This window comes from Luteithermobacter gelatinilyticus (assembly GCF_005849285.1).
Lineage (GTDB): Bacteria > Pseudomonadota > Alphaproteobacteria > Sphingomonadales > Emcibacteraceae > Luteithermobacter > Luteithermobacter gelatinilyticus.
Genome location: NZ_CP040517.1, coordinates 2,172,807 through 2,195,873 on the forward strand (window position 1 = coordinate 2,172,807; position 23,067 = coordinate 2,195,873).

The 23,067-nt window shown below is 56.1% G+C and carries 10 protein-coding genes; 3 read left to right on the top strand and 7 right to left on the bottom strand.

Translation table 11 applies throughout. The features are described from left to right. Nucleotides 1-7 precede the first annotated feature (7 nt). From FE788_RS09805 to FE788_RS09825, 5 genes are all read right to left on the bottom strand, one after another. A complete protein-coding gene (locus FE788_RS09805) occupies nt 8-679 on the bottom strand; it encodes a hypothetical protein (RefSeq protein ID WP_210413876.1) in 672 nt (223 codons plus the stop codon). Nucleotides 680-863: 184 nt separating this feature from the next. Beyond that, complete coding sequence (locus FE788_RS09810) at nt 864-2,618, bottom strand: hypothetical protein (RefSeq protein ID WP_138380470.1); 1,755 nt, start codon at nt 2,616-2,618, stop codon at nt 864-866. 424 nt (nt 2,619-3,042) lie between these two features. Then, nucleotides 3,043-3,858: an outer membrane lipoprotein-sorting protein gene (locus FE788_RS09815; protein ID WP_138380471.1), complete on the bottom strand. Its 816-nt coding sequence runs from the start codon at nt 3,856-3,858 to the stop codon at nt 3,043-3,045. 19 nt (nt 3,859-3,877) lie between these two features. After that, nucleotides 3,878-6,211, bottom strand: coding sequence for an efflux RND transporter permease subunit (locus FE788_RS09820; protein ID WP_138380472.1), 2,334 nt, complete (start codon nt 6,209-6,211; stop codon nt 3,878-3,880). Nucleotides 6,212-6,354: 143 nt separating this feature from the next. After that, on the bottom strand, nt 6,355-15,207 hold the full coding sequence (locus FE788_RS09825) for a tandem-95 repeat protein (RefSeq protein ID WP_138380473.1): 8,853 nt from the start codon (nt 15,205-15,207) through the stop codon (nt 6,355-6,357). A gap of 403 nt (nt 15,208-15,610) precedes the next feature. Here FE788_RS09825 and FE788_RS09830 point away from each other — a divergent pair, with 403 nt between their 5' ends. The 3 genes from FE788_RS09830 to FE788_RS09840 are packed head-to-tail and all read left to right on the top strand — an operon-like array spanning nt 15,611 to nt 21,097. Next, nucleotides 15,611-17,326, top strand: coding sequence for a peptidase domain-containing ABC transporter (locus FE788_RS09830; RefSeq protein ID WP_168190367.1), 1,716 nt, complete (start codon nt 15,611-15,613; stop codon nt 17,324-17,326). Further along, nucleotides 17,323-19,635 carry a peptidase domain-containing ABC transporter gene (locus FE788_RS09835; RefSeq protein ID WP_138380475.1) on the top strand — a complete coding sequence of 771 codons (2,313 nt, stop codon included), beginning with the start codon at nt 17,323-17,325 and terminating at the stop codon, nt 19,633-19,635. Before FE788_RS09830 ends, FE788_RS09835 begins: the two co-directional genes overlap by 4 nt. Nucleotides 19,636-19,648: 13 nt before the next feature. Continuing rightward, the gene (locus FE788_RS09840; RefSeq protein WP_168190368.1) at nt 19,649-21,097 is read left to right on the top strand and encodes an HlyD family type I secretion periplasmic adaptor subunit; all 1,449 of its coding nucleotides are present in this window, start codon (nt 19,649-19,651) and stop codon (nt 21,095-21,097) included. A gap of 115 nt (nt 21,098-21,212) precedes the next feature. Here FE788_RS09840 and gshB read toward each other — a convergent pair whose 3' ends face one another. After that, nucleotides 21,213-22,157, bottom strand: coding sequence for a glutathione synthase (gene gshB, locus FE788_RS09845; RefSeq protein WP_138380477.1), 945 nt, complete (start codon nt 22,155-22,157; stop codon nt 21,213-21,215). 3 nt (nt 22,158-22,160) lie between these two features. After that, a complete protein-coding gene (locus tag FE788_RS09850) occupies nt 22,161-23,048 on the bottom strand; it encodes a SirB1 family protein (RefSeq protein ID WP_138380478.1) in 888 nt (295 codons plus the stop codon). Between the last annotated feature and the right edge of the window lie 19 nt (nt 23,049-23,067).

Below are 23,067 nucleotides of genomic sequence, written 5' to 3' on the forward strand. Positions count from 1 at the left end.
GGGAAACTCAGACAAATGATAGGGATTCAAGGAAGCCTTCACGGCCTTTCTTTTTCCCGCGTTTTTCCGCATCGCCGTTTTTATCCTGATGATCACAGCTGTAATTGCGGGGAGCGGGCAAGGAATGATTTTTGGCTGAATGATTTTTAACTGCCGGGGCGCGTGGCGGTATCACCGGCGCAATATTCCCGGTAACCTTTTCCGCGGCAACATGAATATCTTTCACCTCAAGAAGAACGTGTTTGATCTGTTTTTCCGCCTCTCGAATCTGCAAAGTAATTTCCGCCAAAATCTCTTTGCGCAGAGCATCCGGAATGCGCGCCTGTCTTGCGACTTTTCCCAACGCCTTTGTCAGCTCATTAAGCCGGTGTTCCTGAACGACGAGTTCCTGTTCACGGGTCGCCAACAACTGTTCCAGTTCTCTCACTTCATGGCGTTTCAGGGCATCTGCATAGACGCGCGCGTGCGCTTCATCAATTACTTCGGCAGGATGAAAGATCACATCTTCACTGATCTGGGAAGAAACCCGGACCAATGACGCGGAAGGCAGCCCCCCGTTCATGGCACGTTCTGCATGATCAGCAGCATTTCCATGAAGCAGAGTGCCGGCGCCTACGGACATACCGGCCACAACCAGCAACGCCAGACAGAGTCCGGCGAGTTTGTCAATGACTGTCATGTCCTTGAAAGGTTTCATCTTTTCCCTATGCGGCTGAAGAATATCCCTATCCTTTTAGGTCTTGCAGTATAAGATGAATTCACAACCGACGCAATAGCTTACTGGCTCTGACGGCCGGCTCTCACCAAAAAGTGAAGATCACCGGTTCCTGTGAGGTTGCGAGGGTTTCTGAAAAATATTGGACCTAAAAATATCGGGCCACACGCAACTGTAGGAAATCATCCCGGCTGATCGGAAACAACGGGTCGGTCATGGGCACATTCAGGAAAAACCGTGCATCCAGGGAAATTTTCCAATAATCCCCGAGACGGCGACTGCCTTCCAGATTGATAAATTTGGCGGAACTGTCCAGATCCAACAGGGCCCCAAACAGAAGTTCCGTGCTGTCCACATCATTGGCGGTCCAGCGCAACCCCACGAATATATCGTCTTCCAGCAGACTGGGAGCCAGCTCGCCCCGATCATCATAGCTGTATTCCGCCAACAGTCCCAGATCAGAGTCCCCGCCGAACGCCCCATAGAGCGTATATTCCACTCCCCCGGCCAGGGCAAAGAAATCATCGCCCCACGGGCTGCCCTCGTTACCGCTCTGATAGATGGCTTCCAGTTTCCATAAAAAACCACCTCGTGTGGCCTGCACGTCGACCCCCGTCTGGTCAATCAGGTCATAACGGGGAATAAGCACTGGCTGGCCATTTCCGTCCACACCCATGACAAAGGACGGATCGCGTCCGGTGCCGTGAAAATGATACAGCCCAATATCAAAATCCCCCACCACACGGCTCCAACGCAGGGCCCAGTCCAGATGCCATTCTTCCGCCTCCGCCTCGTAAATGGCCCGCTCTTCATCCACCGGCAAGGCGAAACGCAGGCGACCATCGCGGCCGGGGAAGCGTCGTTCCCGGAAATAGGTCATGAAATAGGCGGAAAAGGTACCGAAATCGGTCATATAGCTGAGACTGACCATCGGCTGGCCCAGCTTGTCTTCCTGGTCCACATCCTCCAGCATGTCATCCTGATTGAGAATATCCACCAGATGATTGGATTCCGTCACGCCCCAGAACACCGTATTGATACCGGCCGTCACCGTAAGGGGGCCAAAAACGCCAAGCCATTTGAACTCACGCACGTCAAAATGACTGCGCTCCTCATCGGCAAGGTCCACTCGGCCAAACAGATTGGCAATAAAAATATGGTCGCCGCTTTCCGACACATATTCCAGGCGCGGTTCAGCCGCAAAGGAGAGGGTCCCATCATCCTGCCCGGGAAAACCTGCCGACTGGGTAAACAGGCGTCCCTCGCTTTCCACATAACCGGAAAAGCTGAACCCGTCATAATCGTCATCATACACCGTGTCGTCATACACCGCGGCGTCATAATTCGGCATTACGGTCTGTGTTTCACCAGAAGAGCGGTCATCAAGAGAAGGCGTGTCCTCCAGCGCGGAAAGCTCAGACGTGGGCCCTGCCGCCTCCTTTTTATCCCAACTTGCCGGTTTCGGCGGGATTTCCCCCGTCTTGCCCGGCGGCGCTTCTTGCGACTTCTGGTCAGCCTGTTGCGCCAGCATCCGGCGGTTCCACTCGGCTTCACTGACCGGCTTCAGATCAAAAACAAAACGATAGGGGCGGTTCTGATCGGGACGTAATGCAAAACTGCGCGATACCGTTGCCGGGTGGCGCAACGGAAAGGTGATTTCCATATTATCGCCGTGCCACCCCACCCGGATTCCCTTGAGCACCCCGACGGCCTCAAAATCTTTGGCCAGTTCCCCGGCCTCCCCCGCCAATGCCTGGTTTTCCAGAAGAATCTTGAGTTGATGGGGATTGTCTTCATAGAGCAGGGCATAGCGCACAGATTCCGTCAGATCCACCACCACACGGGTCATGTCGGGATGTGCCCCGCTTCTGATTGCCAGCACCTTTGCCCAACTGGGACTCATGATCGGCATGATCCCCGAGCACAACAACGCCACCGCAGCAATCATCCTGCCACGATACCATGCTCTTCGTTTCAGAGCCCTTCCACGTTTCAGAGGCTGTTGTGGTGGTTGAGTTTTTGTTCGGTTAACCGACACTTGGCCTTACCCCTTTGGTCATTCAACGAGTCTCGGAAAATCTGACAGAAACAAATGTACAAGCCGATAAAAACCAATGGCATTTAATGTGCTTTTTCTGCGAAGTTGAATAAAGTTTTTCATTACTGACGCATAACGTCTTCGCGCCTTAAGGTTAATTTTCCCCTCCCGAGTATGCCGACAACCTTAGCCCGCGTTAACCATAAATAAAGCAGAAAGTCCGCCCCTGAGGGGCAAACTGGTCGAAAAAACGCAGAATTCCTGGAGTTTATTCCGGGGCTTTCGCAAATTATTTTGCCGTCTGCATACGCTGGCGGGTGAAATCCCGTTCCTCAAGCCCCACCCGGAAGTCGAACCGACTCCACAGCAGGCGAGTCGTTTTTCCCGTCAGGGCATTAACCATATACATATCATGGGCCCGCCAGAATTTATCGAGATATTTTCGGTAATCGGAAAAGGTCAGGGTCTTGAGCAAATCACCCCGCCGGTTATAAAATTCGATTTTCTGAAACCGGTATTCCTGTTTGTCGATCCAGTTAATCAGCTTGCTGTAGCCGGAATCCTCATACAACGGATAGGATTCCACCACAAAACACTCCAGATCGCCGCCAGAACCATCGCCCCCATCCCCACAGGGTTCGTCTCTCAGCCATTTATAGCTGTATTTACCCACCTCACGCGATGACATATCCTCATAGGCGAATTCACTGCCCATGAAGGGACCGGATTTATTGCGGCTGTCGATCCGTTTAATGCGCCCTTTCTGCCCCAGGGCCGGCAGATACATCCACTGATCATCCGGTTCCAGGATTTTGGAGTGGGTCAACAGCACGGTCCCCTTGACGTCTCGCGGTTGGTCAAAAATCACAAGCGACTTGTCACCCAGCCCTTCTTCCGGCACTTCAAGAGTTTTGATTTTCAGTTCCCGGCGGCTGATCTTGCCCTGCCGGTTGCTAAGTATCATCTGTAATTCCGCCACGCTGTCGCCGAACCCGCTGTCCCTGCGGTCGGCTTCCTCGGCGATGGCCAGGCCTTTTTCCTCGGCCGTTTGCGTCATGCCCTGATGGGGCAGAACAAAAAATCCTGCCATCAGCAAAGCTGCCATCCGGCTAACCGTCAGAAAATCAGGCTTTCTGTTCGGAAAGAGCATGTTTTTCTCCCTTTTTCTTATCGACAAAAAGCAGAATTGTCGGCAGCAGCAAAAAGTCCGTCACCATGGCCACTGCGATAATCTGCGCGGTCAATATACCCATTTTGGCATTCATCACATAATCGGACAGGCCCAATGTACAGAAACCGAAAATCAGCACCAGCGACGACACCCAGAGCGGCGCCCCCACCATGGCAAAGGCATAACGCACTGAATCCCGCGCGCCAAAATTCTTTTCTTCCCGGGCCCGTTTGTATTTACTCAAGAAATGGACCGTGCAATCCACAATCATGCCCAGCGCCGTAGCCGTCACCCCAGAGGCATACAGGCCAATTTCGCCGACGAAGGCGGCCCACAGACCAAAGGCCACGATGGCCGGAATAATGTTGGGCACCAGGCTGACCAACCCCAGTTTCAGGCTTTTCAAGGCGAAAACCAGACACAGGGAAATCAGCAGAAAGGCAACCCCGGTGCCCCAAAACATGCTGTCAAAAGTGCGCTGGGTCAGAAACGCAAAAATCAGCGCCACACTGGTGCCACCGGCAGATCTCAACTCCTCTTCTGCAACGTTTTCACGAAACCACTGGTCCGTACGCTGCTTCAGGTCGATCATTTCATGGCTGTTGATATTGCCCAGAATGGCCGTGACCCGGGTCGCCGATTTACCCACGTCAATCTGGTTGTTCAGGTCCAGGCCATAAGGCAACGACATTTCATACAGCAGCAGATATTGCGCCGCCAGATCCCGCCTGTCCGGCAACCTGTACCAGCCGGGATCGTCCCCATGCATGCTTTTGTTCAGGCGTTTCATCACATCCACCATGGAAAACACATGCACCACTTCCGGCTGCACTTTCAACCATTCGGTAAACGCTTGTAGACGGTTCAGATAGGCCGGTTCAGCAATGGCACCGTCCTCCCCGGCGGGGACCGAAACCTCCATGGTGTAAGGCCCCGCCAGATGTTTCATCAGAAAATCCGAATCCCGTCGGAATTCAATGTCGGTATCGAAAAATTCAATGAATTTATCGTTATAGACCAGCCGGGGTATAAACACTGCCGTGCCCACAACCATAAGAATCATCAAAGTCAGAATGCGGTTTTTGCGGGCAATAACCCATTCCACATAATTTTCCAGCAACACCTGCCCCCGCTGTTTTTCACCCCTTGGCTTCATGGGCAGGATCACCATTAAGGCCGGCAACAGGGTCATGGAATAAAACCACGCCGCCCCCACGCCAATTGCAGAAATATTCCCCAGATCCCTAAACGGCGGGCTGTCATTGAAATTGAGGCTAAGAAACCCGATCGCCGTGGTCAGCGACGTGAGAAACACCGGCTGAAAATTAATGCGCAGGCTTTCAATCGTGGCCGCTTTCCTGTCCATGCCCCGGTGCATATAGACATAACAGGTCATCAGCAAATGAATGGCGTCCGCCACGGCAATGGTCAGAATGATGATCGGCGCGGAAATTGAGGCACTGTTGAGCTGAAACCCCAGATGCCCGACTAGGCCAAGCGCGCTCAGCACCGAGAACAACACCACCAGCATACTGGAGATCATGCCGCTGAAAGACCGTAGGAAAAACCACATGCCCAGCGCCAGTACCCCGAACATGCCCGGGATCAGGGTGCGGGAGTCATTTTCCGCCGCTTCGGAAAAGGCATTGGAGAGCATGATATTCCCCGACAGCGCCACGTCCACATCGGGGTGCTGCGCCTCGATCCGGGCAGCCATCCCGCGCACCGGATCCACGATCCGTTTCAGGGTCTCAGGCGCCGTATCACTGATTTCCAGGGTGATCATGACCTGACTGGTGGTCCCATCGGTCGAGATCAGCCGGCCAGCCAGGGACGGTTCGGACAGGGCCACATCCCGGATCTCAGCCAGTCGGGCCGGCGAAAGATCCGCTGGATCCCGGACCAAGTCATCAACCACCAGGTCATCCCCGTCCGCCACCGTATGCTGGTAATTGGACAGGGAATCGACCCGGACAACATAGGGAATTTGCCAGGCCTCCTCCGTCAGTTCATACAGGATTTCCAGCATCCGGGGCGTGAACATATCACCCTCGCGCGGACGGACCCCAATGGTCACCATATCAACCTTTGTATAGGTCTGTTCCAGATGATCCTGGGCCGCAAGCTGCGGGTTGTCGGGGCCGAAAAATACCCGATAATCAGTCGAAAAGGTCAGGTTTTTCATACCGACAATCAACGCGACGGCTATGGCCAAGGAGACCACCAGAACCGGCCAGCGCCAGCGGACGACAAATTTTCCGTATGATACTGTCAGATTTTGACCCATATCTCAGCTCCCTGATCAGCGCGGCTGTATCCCGGACCATTTTCTAATCCGCAGTGCCCGACGCCCTAATCTCACGCCCGAAAAAGCGCCTCTCAAGGGAGCATATATGAATTTACCGTCTGGTGAAGCCTTAAAACTGGATATCACCACACAATTTTTTCAATACCGTCAAAAGTGATCTCTCCACCGTCTTCAAAGACAATTGTACCGGAAGAATCTTCACTGAGCAGCATTTCCCCATTCACATTATCGGTAGAAGATATGCTGCTGCCTGCCTCCAGCACCAGCGTCCAGCCCTGTTCGGCATCCTGTCCGGCAAAATCGCTGAGCTGGATTGTGTCCGTCCAGCCGGCGCCGCCATGCACCGCGTCATGGCCTTCATTGACCCCAAAAATAAAGGTATCATCGCCCGCGCCGCCATGCAGGTTGTCGTTACCGGTACCACCATACAGGGTATCGTTGCCAAGCCCGCCTTCCGCGTAATCATCACCGTCACCTGCATGCAGGATGTCATCACCGCCGCCACCATAGAGCTGGTCATTGCCCTGATAGGCAGAGATAAATTCATCCGCCTCACCGCCGGTCAGGGTTTCATTGGCCGATGTGCCATAGATTTCCTCGCGGGCAAAGTCATTGTCCCGCACATCAACAGCCACTGTTCTGGTGACGGTCTGGCTATCGCCATTACTGGTTTCGGTACTGGTGACATTCACGGAAAGTTCAAAATCCGGCGTGCCGTCCACTACCGTGATCTGCAACTGGTCCAGATTCCATGCCGTCACATCAACCGCCGCCGCATCGGCCGTGGCCGTATAACTGTTCTCTCCGTCACTGATTACGGCGCCCTGCGGAAGGGCTGACAGGCTTACCGACAGGCTTTCGGAGCCGTCCACATCTCCCAGCACGGCTCTGATCTGCGGCAGGTCCACAGCCACATTTTCCTCGGCCTGAACCACCTCGCCCTGTTGTGGAGCAAAGGATACTTCCACCTGGGTATTCACATCCGTGTAATCACCATCACCCCCGCCCCAGAGATCCTCCCAGTTCTGATTGCCATGCGAAGCGGAATCCGAAAAGTGGTCCTGACCGTCAGGATTGAGGTCCTGATTACTGAAATAAGCCGGAGCATTTTGTCCGCGAAGGGCCACGCCGTCAACAAACGGAGTCCACACGCCGTCCACATTCTGGAAGATCACCGGCGTATCGTCCTCCAAGCCGGCATTTTTATTATCCCCATTGGGAATGATAAAAAAGCCCAAGGAAGCGGCCCCATCATACTGGGACGTATCCACCGTGACTGTTTTCGATCCACCGTCTTTGACATTATCCTGGATCACAGCCCCCCCGATGGGGTTTCCGTCGGCATCTGCGATATAATAGCCGTGAGAGTTTTTATATCCCGCATTGACGCTCAGATAACTCACATCAATGGTAATTATGCCGTTTTCGGGAATTTCATAATTGCCATGGCTGGCATCCAGGGTAAGGGTATGTGATAAATTGACATCCGGCTGATCGGCCACTGCCGTCACCTCCAGGGTGGCGGTGGATTGTACGGTTTGCGTGCCGTCACTGACCGTGAAACTGAATGGCACATCCGAACCACTCCAGTTTTCCGCCGGGGTAAAGCTGTAACTGCCCGCGCCATTGTCCACAACTGTGCCATAGGCCGGATCCACAGAAACCGCTGTTACACTGAGCGTGTCGCCATCCTCATCCGACGCATGAGCCAGAAGGTCGGCAGCGCTGAATGTAAACGCCGTATCTTCCGCCGTCGCCCCCAAATCCACAGCCCCCACCACCGGGGCTTCATTGACATCCGTCACCGAGATGCGCAGATCAGCCACATCCGTGCCGCCCTTGCCGTCCTCGACCGTAATGCCCAGCACCCTTTCGGACACATTTTCATGGTCCAGCCGGGACGGATCGGCAACACTGATTTCACCCGTGGCCGCATTGATCGCAAACGCCCCGTCTTCATTGCCGCTCGTAATGGCATAGGTCAGGCTGTCGCCATCCACATCCATCGCATCCGCATCCCCGATGACCGTACCCGCAGCGGCATTTTCCGCCACGGCTGCTATCAACTCCTCTCCCTCTGGAAGCGGAACCTGGTCCGCTTCATCAAATCGCACTGAATGGATGGCGAAATCACTATCCCGGAAACCGTTATAGTCCTCACCCGCCGCCTCAATTACTATTTTCGAAATCGGCGCACCAGCATCAATGCCATACCAGAATTCATTGCTGGAAACGGCACCAGCCGCCTGATCCGGATCCAGGACACCTTCCGCAAGCAGATTTCCCTCGCCGTCATAGGCTTTCCAGATCCCCACTTCATGTCGGCCTGCCCCACCTTCATTGAGGAACTGACGGTCCGTCATAAGCTCAAGATTGGTGACGGGATTGTCAAATTCCAGGACAAGCTGTTCACTGGTGCCGGTGGTACGGTCATAATCAATCTGGGAAGAAATGTCCCCATACGCCCGCGAATTGATACCAATGCCATGACGACCCGCCGTAATCTGCGACGGATTACCGTCTTCATCTAGGGCCGATATGGACACATTATCCCCCAACCGGCCGGTGGACCGTGACGGATCCAGAACCAGATTGGACCGGTCATATTCATAATGCTCCCCGGAACCGCCGACCATAATGACCGGATCATCATTGACCGCCGTCACCTCCAGGGTGGCGGTGGAGGTCACACTCTCCGTGCCGTCACTGACCGTGAAGCTGAACGGTACATCCGAACCATGCCAGTTCTCCGCCGGGGTAAAGCTGTAACTGCCCGCGCCATTGTCCACCAGCGTGCCATAGGCCGGATCCACACTGACCGAGGTCACCGTCAACACATCCCCGTCCACATCCGACGCCTGCGCCAGAAGATCATCGGCACTAAACGTAAAGGTCGTATCCTCCGCCGTCGCCCCCAGATCCACAGTCCCCACCACCGGACCGTCATTCTCCGGACTCACCGTCAGGGACACCGTGCCCGTGGCCGTGGCGGCGCCATCGGTCACCGTATAGCTGAAACTGTCCTCGCCATGAAAATCAGCCGCCGGAGTATAGGTGAAGCGGCCATCCGCCGCCAGCACCACCGTGCCCCCTTCGGCCGTCTCATAGGTGCCCGCCACCACACTTAAACTGTCCCCGTCCACATCCCTGTCATTGTCCAGAACAGCGCCGCTCAACGCCCGGTCCTCACCCCCGGCAAACCGGTCCTCAACCGCCACCGGACCATCATTGACCGCCGTCACCTCCAGGGTGGCGGTGGAGGTCACACTCTCCGTGCCGTCACTGACCGTAAAGCTGAACGGCACATCCGAACCATGCCAGTTCTCCGCCGGGGTAAAGCTGTAACTGCCCGCGCCATTGTCCACCAGCGTGCCATAGGCCGGATCCACACTGACCGAGGTCACCGTCAACGCATCCCCGTCCACATCCGACGCCTGCGCCAGAAGATCATCGGCACTAAACGTAAAGGTCGTATCCTCCGCCGTCGCCCCCAGATCCACAGCTCCCACCACCGGGCCATCATTCTCCGGACTCACCGTCAGGGACACCGTGCCCGTGGCCGTGGCGGCGCCATCGGTCACCGTATAGCTGAAACTGTCCTCGCCATGAAAATCAGCCGCCGGAGTATAGGTGAAGCGGCCATCCGCCGCCAGCACCACCGTGCCCCCTTCGGCCGTCTCATAGGTGCCCGCCACCACACTTAAACTGTCCCCGTCCACATCCCTGTCATTGTCCAGAACAGCGCCGCTCAACGCCCGGTCCTCACCCCCGGCAAACCGGTCCTCAACCGCCACCGGACCATCATTGACCGCCGTCACCTCCAGGGTGGCGGTGGAGGTCACACTCTCCGTGCCGTCACTGACCGTAAAGCTGAACGGCACATCCGAACCATGCCAGTTCTCCGCCGGGGTAAAGCTGTAACTGCCCGCGCCATTGTCCACCAGCGTGCCATAGGCCGGATCCACACTGACCGAGGTCACCGTCAACGCATCCCCGTCCACATCCGACGCCTGCGCCAGAAGATCATCGGCACTAAACGTAAAGGTCGTATCCTCCGCCGTCGCCCCCAGATCCACAGTCCCCACCACCGGACCGTCATTCTCCGGACTCACCGTCAGGGACACCGTGCCCGTGGCCGTGGCGGCGCCATCGGTCACCGTATAGCTGAAACTGTCCTCGCCATGAAAATCAGCCGCCGGAGTATAGGTGAAGCGGCCATCCGCCGCCAGCACCACCGTGCCCCCTTCGGCCGTCTCATAGGTGCCCGCCACCACACTTAAACTGTCCCCGTCCACATCCCTGTCATTGTCCAGAACAGCGCCGCTCAACGCCCGGTCCTCACCCCCGGCAAACCGGTCCTCAACCGCCACCGGACCATCATTGACCGCCGTCACCTCCAGGGTGGCGGTGGAGGTCACACTCTCCGTGCCGTCACTGACCGTAAAGCTGAACGGCACATCCGAACCATGCCAGTTCTCCGCCGGGGTAAAGCTGTAACTGCCCGCGCCATTGTCCACCAGCGTGCCATAGGCCGGATCCACACTGACCGAGGTCACCGTCAACGCATCCCCGTCCACATCCGACGCCTGCGCCAGAAGATCATCGGCACTAAACGTAAAGGTCGTATCCTCCGCCGTCGCCCCCAGATCCACAGCTCCCACCACCGGGCCATCATTCTCCGGACTCACCGTCAGGGACACCGTGCCCGTGGCCGTGGCGGCGCCATCGGTCACCGTATAGCTGAAACTGTCCTCGCCATGAAAATCAGCCGCCGGAGTATAGGTGAAGCGGCCATCCGCCGCCAGCACCACCGTGCCCCCTTCGGCCGTCTCATAGGTGCCCGCCACCACACTTAAACTGTCCCCGTCCACATCCCTGTCATTGTCCAGAACAGCGCCGCTCAACGCCCGGTCCTCACCCCCGGCAAACCGGTCCTCAACCGCCACCGGACCATCATTGACCGCCGTCACCTCCAGGGTGGCGGTGGAGGTCACACTCTCCGTGCCGTCACTGACCGTAAAGCTGAACGGCACATCCGAACCATGCCAGTTCTCCGCCGGGGTAAAGCTGTAACTGCCCGCGCCATTGTCCACCAGCGTGCCATAGGCCGGATCCACACTGACCGAGGTCACCGTCAACGCATCCCCGTCCACATCCGACGCCTGCGCCAGAAGATCATCGGCACTAAACGTAAAGGTCGTATCCTCCGCCGTCGCCCCCAGATCCACAGTCCCCACCACCGGACCGTCATTCTCCGGACTCACCGTCAGGGACACCGTGCCCGTGGCCGTGGCGGCGCCATCGGTCACCGTATAGCTGAAACTGTCCTCGCCATGAAAATCAGCCGCCGGAGTATAGGTGAAGCGGCCATCCGCCGCCAGCACCACCGTGCCCCCTTCGGCCGTCTCATAGGTGCCCGCCACCACACTTAAACTGTCCCCGTCCACATCCCTGTCATTGTCCAGAACAGCGCCGCTCAACGCCCGGTCCTCACCCCCGGCAAACCGGTCCTCAACCGCCACCGGACCATCATTGACCGCCGTCACCTCCAGGGTGGCGGTGGAGGTCACATTCTCCGTGCCGTCACTGACCGTAAAGCTGAACGGCACATCCGAACCATGCCAGTTCTCCGCCGGGGTAAAGCTGTAACTGCCCGCGCCATTGTCCACCAGCGTGCCATAGGCCGGATCCACACTGACCGAGGTCACCGTCAACGCATCCCCGTCCACATCCGACGCCTGCGCCAGAAGATCATCGGCACTAAACGTAAAGGTCGTATCCTCCGCCGTCGCCCCCAGATCCACAGCCCCCACCACCGGGCCATCATTCTCCGGACTCACCGTCAGGGACACCGTGCCCGTGGCCGTGGCGGCGCCATCGGTCACCGTATAGCTGAAACTGTCCTCGCCATGAAAATCAGCCGCCGGAGTATAGGTGAAGCGGCCATCCGCCGCCAGCACCACCGTGCCCCCTTCGGCCGTCTCATAGGTGCCCGCCACCACACTTAAACTGTCCCCGTCCACATCCCTGTCATTGTCCAGAACAGCGCCGCTCAACGCCCGGTCCTCACCCCCGGCAAACCGGTCCTCAACCGCCACCGGACCATCATTGACCGCCGTCACCTCCAGGGTGGCGGTGGAGGTCACACTCTCCGTGCCGTCACTGACCGTAAAGCTGAACGGCACATCCGAACCATGCCAGTTCTCCGCCGGGGTAAAGCTGTAACTGCCCGCGCCATTGTCCACCAGCGTGCCATAGGCCGGATCCACACTGACCGAGGTCACCGTCAACGCATCCCCGTCCACATCCGACGCCTGCGCCAGAAGATCATCGGCACTAAACGTAAAGGTCGTATCCTCCGCCGTCGCCCCCAGATCCACAGCTCCCACCACCGGGCCATCATTCTCCGGACTCACCGTCAGGGACACCGTGCCCGTGGCCGTGGCGGCGCCATCGGTCACCGTATAGCTGAAACTGTCCTCGCCATGAAAATCAGCCGCCGGAGTATAGGTGAAGCGGCCATCCGCCGCCAGCACCACCGTGCCCCCTTCGGCCGTCTCATAGGTGCCCGCCACCACACTTAAACTGTCTCCGTCCACATCCCTGTCATTGTCCAGAACAGCGCCGCTCAACGCCCGGTCCTCACCCCCGGCAAACCGGTCCTCAACCGCCACCGGACCATCATTGACCGCCGTCACCTCCAGGGTGGCGGTGGAGGTCACATTCTCCGTGCCGTCACTGACCGTAAAGCTGAACGGCACATCCGAACCATGCCAGTTCTCCGCCGGGGTAAAGCTGTAACTGCCCGCGCCATTGTCCACCAGCGTGCCATAGGCCGGATCCACACTGACCGAGGTCACCGTCAACGCATCCCCGTCCACATCCGACGCCTGCGCCAGAAGATCATCGGCACTAAACGTAAAGGTCGTATCCTCCGCCGTCGCCCCCAGATCCACAGCCCCCACCACCGGACCGTCATTCTCCGGACTCACCGTCAGGGACACCGTGCCCGTGGCCGTGGCGGCGCCATCGGTCACCGTATAGCTGAAACTGTCCTCGCCATGAAAATCAGCCGCCGGAGTATAGGTGAAGCGGCCATCCGCCGCCAGCACCACCGTGCCCCCTTCGGCCGTCTCATAGGTGCCCGCCACCACACTTAAACTGTCCCCGTCCACATCCCTGTCATTGTCCAGAACAGCGCCGCTCAACGCCCGGTCCTCACCCCCGGCAAACCGGTCCTCAACCGCCACCGGACCATCATTGACCGCCGTCACCTCCAGGGTGGCGGTGGAGGTCACATTCTCCGTGCCGTCACTGACCGTGAAGCTGAACGGTACATCCGAACCATGCCAGTTCTCCGCCGGGGTAAAGCTGTAACTGCCCGCGCCATTGTCCACCAGCGTGCCATAGGCCGGATCCACACTGACCGAGGTCACCGTCAACACATCCCCGTCCACATCCGACGCCTGCGCCAGAAGATCATCGGCGCTAAACGTAAAGGTCGTATCCTCCGCCGTCGCCCCCAGATCCACAGTCCCCACAACCGGACCGTCATTGCTGCCCATTACCGTGAGACTCACCGTGGCTGTATCGGTACCGCCAGCCCCGTCTGACACTTCATAAGTGAAGCGGACCGTTTCCTCTTCTCCCGCGGCCAGGCCATCAAACCGACGGCCGGGATCAAAACGGAACGACCCGTCAGGATTAATGACAAGGTCTCCCTTTTCAGGACCGGAAAGCAAGTGGTAGCTGAGGCTATCTCCATCCACATCAGTGGCCGTCAGCTGCCCTTCATACAGGCTGTGTTCCGCCGTCTGGCCAGACAGGTCTGAAGCCTCGGGGGCCTCGTTCACATTTGCCACATCAATAGTGAAGGTTTTGCTGAATTCCGCCCCGGCCTGGTCCCGGGCCGTGACCGTCACGTCGATCGAGGCGGCCTGCTCATAGTCCAAGCTGACCCCGTCTTTCAGTTTCAGGATACCGTTTTCCACCTCGAAACGGGAATCACTGACGTCATAAGTCACCGTATCATTACGATCTATATCCACACTCTCCAGCGCGCCGACCGCCGCTCCGGCATGATTTTCCGCAATGCTGTTGCCGGCAAGGGTAATATCCAAAGGACCGTCATTGTTGCCGGTTACCGTCAGGGTTAAGGTTGCCGTGCTGGTCTCTCCCGCGCTGTCGGCCACTGTATAGATCACGGTGACCGTTTCCTCTTCACCGGGCGAGAGATAATCATAGGCGCTGCCGGGGTTAAAGGTAATCTGTTGCCCGTCATGACTGATCGCCCCTTGTCCGTCTGACAGGACGGCATCTGTGATGATCAGCCGATCCCCGTTTGCATCACTGTCATTGGCCAGCACATCAATGATAAAGGCGCTGTCCTCATCTGTGTTGGCAACATCATCCACCGCCACAGGCGGCATATTTGCCTCTTCCGCCTCATTTCCAGCCCCTAAAGCATTTTCTACCGGCAGAGACCCCGCCGACGGGTCATCGACTTCCGCCTGCCCAGGAGCCGTATTTTCTGATACTCTCGCGGCACCCCCCGTGCGCGACTCTTCAAAATTCAGGGGAGTTGTCGCGCGCCCTGAAGAAACTGCCCCCCCCGAAAACGGCTCCTGAGTTTCAGAACGGGGTGTGGAGGCATCCTCCGTTTCACGCTCCACATCATTTCCGTCAGCGCCGGCCTGAAATGGCGATTCAGAAGCGTCCTGCGGCACATCCTCCGAACGCCATACGGAGGCCCCACCAACACCGCGAGTACTAGGAAGAGCTGTCCCTTCAGACTGATCACTGCCCTGATGAATATTGGCCCGAGTCTGGGTGTCCTGAACAACATCGTCTTGCTCTGTATTCAGGCGACTTTCAGGCCGTTCTACCTTTCTGACCCTGTCCGCCCCCTGCAATTTGGGATCCAGGTCAATATTAAAGACAGATGTTGTGGTGTTTCCGGATTCCTGAGTCATCATCAACTCCGCGTGGCGACTTGGGTTTCTTGTACGCAATAATAACAGGTGGCTCCAAAAGGTCGCCGCACCTTTGAGCCCTTTTAGAAATTATCAGACAGAGGTGAACAAAACCTTTCCAGTCATGGTTAACAAAATTTAAAGGAATAGATAAAAAACTCTTAAAAAACAAAATATTAGAAGATTCAATTGATAAAATTTTCATAAAATTGAAACCATCTTTTTAGTTAAATTGAAAATATCTTTTTATTCCTTGCGGTCGTTAACCATTATTCAACGCAATATGGGGTAAGAAAGAGCATCAGGGGCTAAAACCCCTTTTGCTGCCAAGATATTGAATATTTTGGAATATGCCCAAAAGGTTAACCGCAAGAAGTAGTAAGCGTTGATGTTCAAAGACAGCAATATGACAGGAACAGGATTGGAAAACCTTGGGTTTATGCCTATCCTGCGCAAAGATATCCTTCTGGCTTCATTGGTTTTGAATGCCTTGTCCCTGGCACTGCCCATGGTGCTGTTGCAGGTTTATGACAGGATTATTCCCAACGCTGCGCTGAATACACTGACCCTGCTAATCATCGGTTTGCTTGGGGTTCTGATCATTGATGTCCTGCTGCGCTCGGCCCGGGCCTATCTTGCCGGCTGGATTGGCGCCAAATTTGAACATGACATGGGCAGCTTCGCCGTCGAAAAAATTCTCAACGCCGAACTGACCGAACTGGAAAAAACACCCCCTGGTGTTCACCTGGACCGCTTGAGCGCAATTGATTCAGTTCGTGATTTTTACTCAAGCCAGGCCGGACTCACTCTGGTGGACCTCCCCTTTGTTTTTCTGTTTCTGGCCCTGCTTGGCATTATCGGCGGCAGCCTGCTGGTGGTGCCTGTGCTTTTACTTCTGCTCCTTGGCGCACTGGCTTTTGTTCTCGGAGTACGACTCAGAGACGCCATTGAAAAAGACGCTATCTGGGAAGACCGGCGTTACAGCTTCATCATCGAAGTGCTAAACGGCATTCATTCCATCAAAAGCCTGGCTATGGAACATCTGATGAACCGGCGTTATGAAAAACTGATGGAAAGCTGTTCCGCCGCCAGTTATTCCGTGATTTACCTCAATGGCCTGGCCCAAAGTCTCGGCAATATCTTTTCCCAGATTACCATGATTGCCGTGGTCAGCATCGGCAGCCTGATGGTCATTGACAGCCAGATGACCATCGGGGCGCTGGCCGCCAGCACGCTTCTGGCTGGGCGGACCGTCCAGCCCTTGCTCAGGGCATTGGGCATCTGGACCCGGTTTCAGCATATTCAGATCGCCAAAGACAAACTTGACGCCATCACGCACCTGCCCCAGGAACGCCCGACAAAAACAACGGAACCCGCGAAGGACCTTATCGAAGTGGACCGGATCGACAGCATTTCCCTGAAAAATCTGTCTTTTCGTTATACGCCGAATGCCCCGCTCATTCTTGAGAATGTCAGCCTGGATATCCGGCGCGGCGACATCATTGGCATCCGGGGCGGCAACGGGGCGGGTAAATCGACCTTGTTATGGGCTTTGATGGGCGGACTGACACCCCAACAGGGAGAAATCCTGATCAATGGTCACCCGCCAGAGGCGTTCACGACAGAAAGCCTGCGGCAGAAGATTGCCTATCTGCCCCAGAAACCCGTCATGTTCCGTGGGACGATCCTCGACAATTTGACCATGTTCCGCGGTGATGAACATATTGACGCGGCTCTGAAAGTAGCCGAAATGCTTAATCTCAACAGCATTTTGGCCCGCTTGCCGGACGGATATGAAACACAGATCGGAGACGGCGCCGAAAACGAACTTCCCACGGGCATCGCCCAACGCATCGCCATCGCCCGCACTCTGGCCTGGCAACCGGACGTCATTCTGTTTGACGAAGCCAATTCCGGTCTGGACAACCAGTCCGATGAGGACCTGATCAACGTCATGACGTCTTTGAAAGGGGTAAGCACCATGGTTCTGGTCAGTTACCGGCCTTCCCTGCTGAAACTCGCGGACAAGCTCTATGACCTTAATAAAGGCCACCTGACCCTGTCGTCCCATAGGGACGAGAAGACATCCGGCCCGGCCCCCAAAAAGGGAGAACACGTATGAACACGCGCGTCATTTCCCACAAGACGGCCCGGGAAATCCCCGCCAGCGCGCCAGACAAGACAAGCGCCGCAAAGCAAAAAGGGCCGGCACGGAAGATGATCGAGGACCTGCACGACAAATTCCGGGACAGCGCCCGCCTGACAGTGGCTAAATCAGATCAACTGGCCGAAGCCCTGCATTCCGGCCAGATCGGGTCGTTTCGCGCCTCTTCGGATTATGCGGCCTGTCTCCTGCCCCTCCTGCAAGCCCTGGGCTGGCGCGGCAATATCCGACGGCTGTTTGAAGCCCTGCCGCATTTTGCCGACAGCCTCAACCTGACAGAATTCAGAAACACCCTGGCGCATCTGCATTATATGACAACACCGGCAGAGGTGGATATGGCCTCTATTGACGCCCGTCTGTTGCCGTGCCTGTTTGTGGAACACGGCAAACCGGTAGTGCTCTTGTCCCGTGATGAAAAGGGCATTCGTTATTTCGATGGCCAGGATCAGCAGGAAAAATATACAGACGGCCGGAAACGTTTTGGCACAGCGTTTTTCGTTTCCACCCAATATGGCAGCCAGACCAACAAAGTGGCCAAGGCGACGACCCCGCAGAACTGGTTCTGGGATCTTTTTTTGCGATTCAAGGGGTCGCTCCGACAGCTTCTGGCCATGACGTTAATGCTGAATCTGTTTGCCCTGCTTGTACCGCTGTTTGTCATGAGCGTGTATGACAAGGTGATCCCGTCCCAGTCCACCAGTACGCTTGGATATCTGGTGACGGGCATCGGCCTTGCCGTACTATGCGAAATCGGCCTCAGGATCCTGCGGGCCCGACAGGTGGCCTATCTTGGCGCCAGAGTGGAAAACATCATCGCCAACGCCACCTTCCAGAAACTCTTATCGCTTCCGCCGATGATGACTGAATCGGCCCCCATCGGCAGCCAGGTCTCCCGTCTCAAGGAATTTGACTCCATCAAGGGATTTTTTTCCAGCACATTGGTCAATGTGATCCTGGAATTACCCTTTGTCTTTCTTTTTGTTGCAGTTATTGCCATCCTCGCCGGCAACCTGGCCTGGATTCCAGTGGTGATGATGGGGATTTTCGTCTTGGTGGCCGCCATTATTTTACCGGCCATGAAGCGCAATGTGGTGGCCTCCTCCCGGGCCCGGGCCCAGCGCCACAGTTTTCTGGTGGAAACCCTGTCCAATCTGCGCACCATCAAACAGACGGCAGCCGAAAGACCTTGGATAAAGCGCTATCGTGACTTGTCTGCCGAAAGCGCCTATACCCATTTCAGAACATCCCAAGTCAGTCTGCTGCTGCAAAGTCTGGCCCAGGCCATTATGATGGGTGCCGGCATTGCTACCGTGGGTTTCGGGGTGCTCAAGGTTCTGGACGGCAGCATGACCATCGGGGCGCTGATTGCCAGCATGGCGCTGATCTGGCGTGTGCTATCCCCTTTACAGCAACTGTTTTTGACCCTGAGCCGGGTGGAACAGATTCGCAACAGCATCCGCCAGATCAACCAGTTGATGAAACTGCCCTCCGAATATAATCCGGACCCCAACAGCCTGACCCAGCGTCGTTTTGCCGGCAATATCATTATGGACCGGACCAGTTTCCGTTATAAGCCGGACTCGGAACCTGCGCTGCTCGGCGCAGGCTTCAAGGTGAATGCAGGCGAAATGCTGGCCATTATGGGCCCCAATGCTGCCGGCAAATCCACCCTTCTCAAACTGCTTTTGGCCATGCATAAGCCGCAGGCAGGGCAAATCATTCTGGACGGCATGGACATCCGACAAATCAACCCGGCTGTCCTGCGCCAATCCATCGCCTATGTGCCCCAGCAGGCCCACTTTTTCCACGGCACCATTGCCCAGAACCTGCGCCTCAGCCAACCGACCGCATCTCAAAAGGAGCTTGAGGAGGCCTGCCGTATGGCCAATGTCCTGGACGATATTCAAGCCTTGGAAAACGGGTTTGACACACGTATCGGCGATCAGTCTATACAAAGCCTGCCCTCCAGTTTCAAACAGCGCTTGTCGCTGGCCCAGGCCTTTTTGAAACAGGCCCCCATTTTGCTGCTGGATGAGCCGGCCAAGACGCTGGATTTTGAGGGCGACAGGGCCTTCATGAAAACTCTGGCTACCCTAAAAGGGAAATGCACCATCCTGATGGTCTCCCACCGGCCCAGCCACATCAAGATGGCCGACAAGGTGCTGGTCCTTCAGGATGGCATGGTCCGCAATTTCGGGCCGCCGGACCAGATCTTCCCAAATCAGGCCCCGCGCCCTCTCGAAAAAACAGCCGGTGATCAGAAATAACAAGGCACAGATCATGACGAAAAAAGACATACATCCCCAAACCGCCCAGACCGGACCAGCCGGCGGGCCCGAAATGATCCATAAAAGCCGCAAACTTGCCCGGAACCTGCTGCTGAAAGCCACTGAAGCGGCCCGGGCAAAAAAAGAAAAACCGACCACTTATTACACCCGGTTTCTATCCCGCGCCATCCTGTTGGAAGAAGCCGGACCGCCCAAGGCGGTCATCTCCACCATCGGCATTATCAGCTTTTTTGTCTTGAGCTGCATTCTGTGGGCCGCTGTCACCAAATTAGACGAAGCCAGCATGGCTCAGGGACAGATTGTACCCGCCGCCTCAATCCAGCCGGTGCAGCATCTGGAAGGCGGCATTGTCGCCGAGGTGCTGGTGGAAGAAGGCGAGATGGTAAAAAAGGGACAGACCCTGCTCAGAATGGCACCCACACAAGCCACTTCCGAACGGGGCCGAATGCTGGCGCGCCATGCCGCGCTCAGCATGCAGGTAGAGCGCTTGAAAGCCTTTGCCTTGGACAAAACTCCGGACTTTTCCCGTTTCGAGGCCACATATCCCACTCTGGTGCGGGACCAGCGGGATATTCTGCAACAACAAATCCGCTCTCGCAAAGCGCAGGAAGACGTTATCCTGGCCCAGATCGCCGAACGGCGTAATGAATGGGCCACTCTGCTTGAGCAGGAAAAAAACCAAAGGCAAGCGCTGGAGATCATTGCCGAAGAACTGAAAATGCGTCAGGAACTGACTGAAAAAGGGCTGGGATCCAGACTCCGCCTTCTCGAAGCCCAGAAAGAATATAATAAAACCGAAGGCAGTCTTCAGGAGACCCTCACCCGCAAGGCCGGAATCAAGGCCAGTATCACGGAAGCCGAAAGCAACCTTGTCCAGCTCAGGGCCAATCTGCGCAATGACGCCCTGATACAGATGGGCAACCTGTCCAAGGAACTGGCCGAAGTCACGGCCGATCTTGAGCGTCTGGATGACCGCGTGACACGGCTGAATGTCAAGGCCCCCACGGACGGCATTGTCAAAGGCTTGAAATACCGGTCTGCCGGCAGTGTTGTACCTCCCGGTGACGTGGTAGCGGAAGTTGTTCCCTATACCGGAAAAATTCAGGCCGAGGTCCGGATCTCCCCCCGGGATATTGGTCATGTGAAGGTGGGCGACGAGGTATTGGTCAAGGTGGATACCTATAACTACGCCCGGTTTGGCGGCGTGGAAGGTCGACTGGAAAAGGTGTCGGCGTCATCCTTCATGGATGAGGAAGGCGTCACCTATTTCAAAGGAATCGTTGAACTGCCCCGTAATTATGTGGGCACAGACCCCTCTTCAAACCGGATCACCCCGGGAATGACGGTGGTCGCCGACATTAAAACCGGGGAAAAAACCTTGCTACAATATCTGGTTAAACCCATCAATAATGCGCTCAGCACCTCGTTCCGGGAACGGTGAAGAGCCCTGAGAAGGCGTGACGACCCAAGGGAGCGCGGGCCTTAAGTGTACAGAACTGTGTTGATGACAAGGAAGAGAACGCAATGACGAAAAAACAGCCCGCTGTGTCTCCCCCTCAGGAGGCCCGTTTTTCGATGGCGTCCCAGATAATGGCGGCAATATTGGTGCCGTCAAATCGTTCGATTTCCTGAATTCCCGTGGGCGAGGTGACATTGATTTCTGTCAGATAATCCCCAATCACGTCGATCCCCACAAAAATCAGCCCCTGTTCCCGTAAGGTGGGACCGATAGCTTCGCAGATTTCCATCTCACGTTGGGTTAGCTCGGTTTTTTCCGCCCGGCCGCCCACATGCATGTTGGAACGGGCTTCGCCTTTGGCCGGCACCCGGTTGATGGCTCCCACAGCCTCCCCATCCACCAGTATGATCCGCTTGTCGCCCTGACGCACTTCGGGCAGATATTTCTGAACAATGAAGGGTTCCACATAAAAATCCTGAAACAGCTCAATCAGGCTTTTCATGTTTTCATCATCATCACGGACCCGCACAACACCTTTACCACCATTGCCATAAAGCGGCTTGATCACCACATCCTTGTATTCTTCACGAAAGGCTTCCACATCACGGCCGTTGCGGGTGATCAGAGTCGGCGGCATAAGCTCGGGAAACTTGGCAAGGAAGATTTTTTCCGGCGCATTGCGCACGGAAACGGGATCATTGACCACCAGCGTCTCGTTGCAAATAAGTTCCAACAGATGAGTGGCGGTAATATATCCCATGTGAAAGGGCGGATCCTGACGCATCAGGATCACATCGGTCTCGGCCCCTAGATCCAGACGGCGCGGAGTTCCCAGGGAAAAATGGTTGCCGATTTCCCGGCGCAGAGTCAGCGGCCGGACATGCGAGAGAACCCGGCCATTCTCATAAGAGAGATCATTGACCAAGTAATGATACAGTCGATGTCCCCGCCGTTCCGCCTCCAGTCCCAAGGCAAAGGTGCTGTCGGCGTTGATGTCGATGCTTTCGATGGGGTCCATCTGTATCGCTACGGACAAACTCATAATTTATTCCTTTTCATGGTCGTTACTGACTAACGCAACAATATCCGGTTTATGGGCGCGGGAAATATCTCGCAAGGTTTCCAGCACATGTTTCTTCATTTTGTCCCCATCAGGCCGGTCCTGTAACCGGTCCAGGCAGATTCGCAAAATATGCCGGCTTTTCTCAAGCTCGCCCTGATAGGCCTGAAGTATGCCCAGCTCATATGTATGTTCGATTTTCTCAGGATCAATAAGACACATCCGTTCCAGGATGTCACAGGCCATTGTCAGGTCACTGATTTGCAGGCATCTGATTTTAATGTTGTTGAGCATTCTGGTAAGAACCCGGCGGTTTTCAACGGCGGCATAATAGGCCGGTTCCAATTCCGCTTTCTCCCCGCCAACCGCACGAATCATCGCCCGCAGGTCCCGTGCCGTCAACAACCGCCCCCCATGAAACGGATCAAGGATTGCCTGGTCATTCAGACCATAAACGCGCACCAGAAAATGGCCGGGAAAATTAACGCCTTCCGCCTGCCACCCCCGGGAACGGGCCGCATGAATATACAGAATGCCAAGTGTCACCGGAATCCCCAACCGGCGGTCGATCACCGACATCAGATTCGCGTTCTGTAAATCATCATAAAATTTTTCGTTGCCTTCGTAATTATGACGTCGCCACAACACTTCGGATAATGCTTCCGCCCGCTCCCCGGCTGTCTGCGCCGCATGACCATCATTGGCCAGATCCAGGCCCAGGATTTCCAGGTGATGGTGATATTTCTGCAACGCAACGCCCGGCCGGTCTAGCGCCGCCAGCACAAGAGCCGTATGAGCCAGGTCAACCTCCTCATCCGGCAGAGTGCCAACTTTCTTCAGATAGGCCATATGATCGCGTTTGTTTCCCGTCATCCCTTGGTGCTGCCTTTCC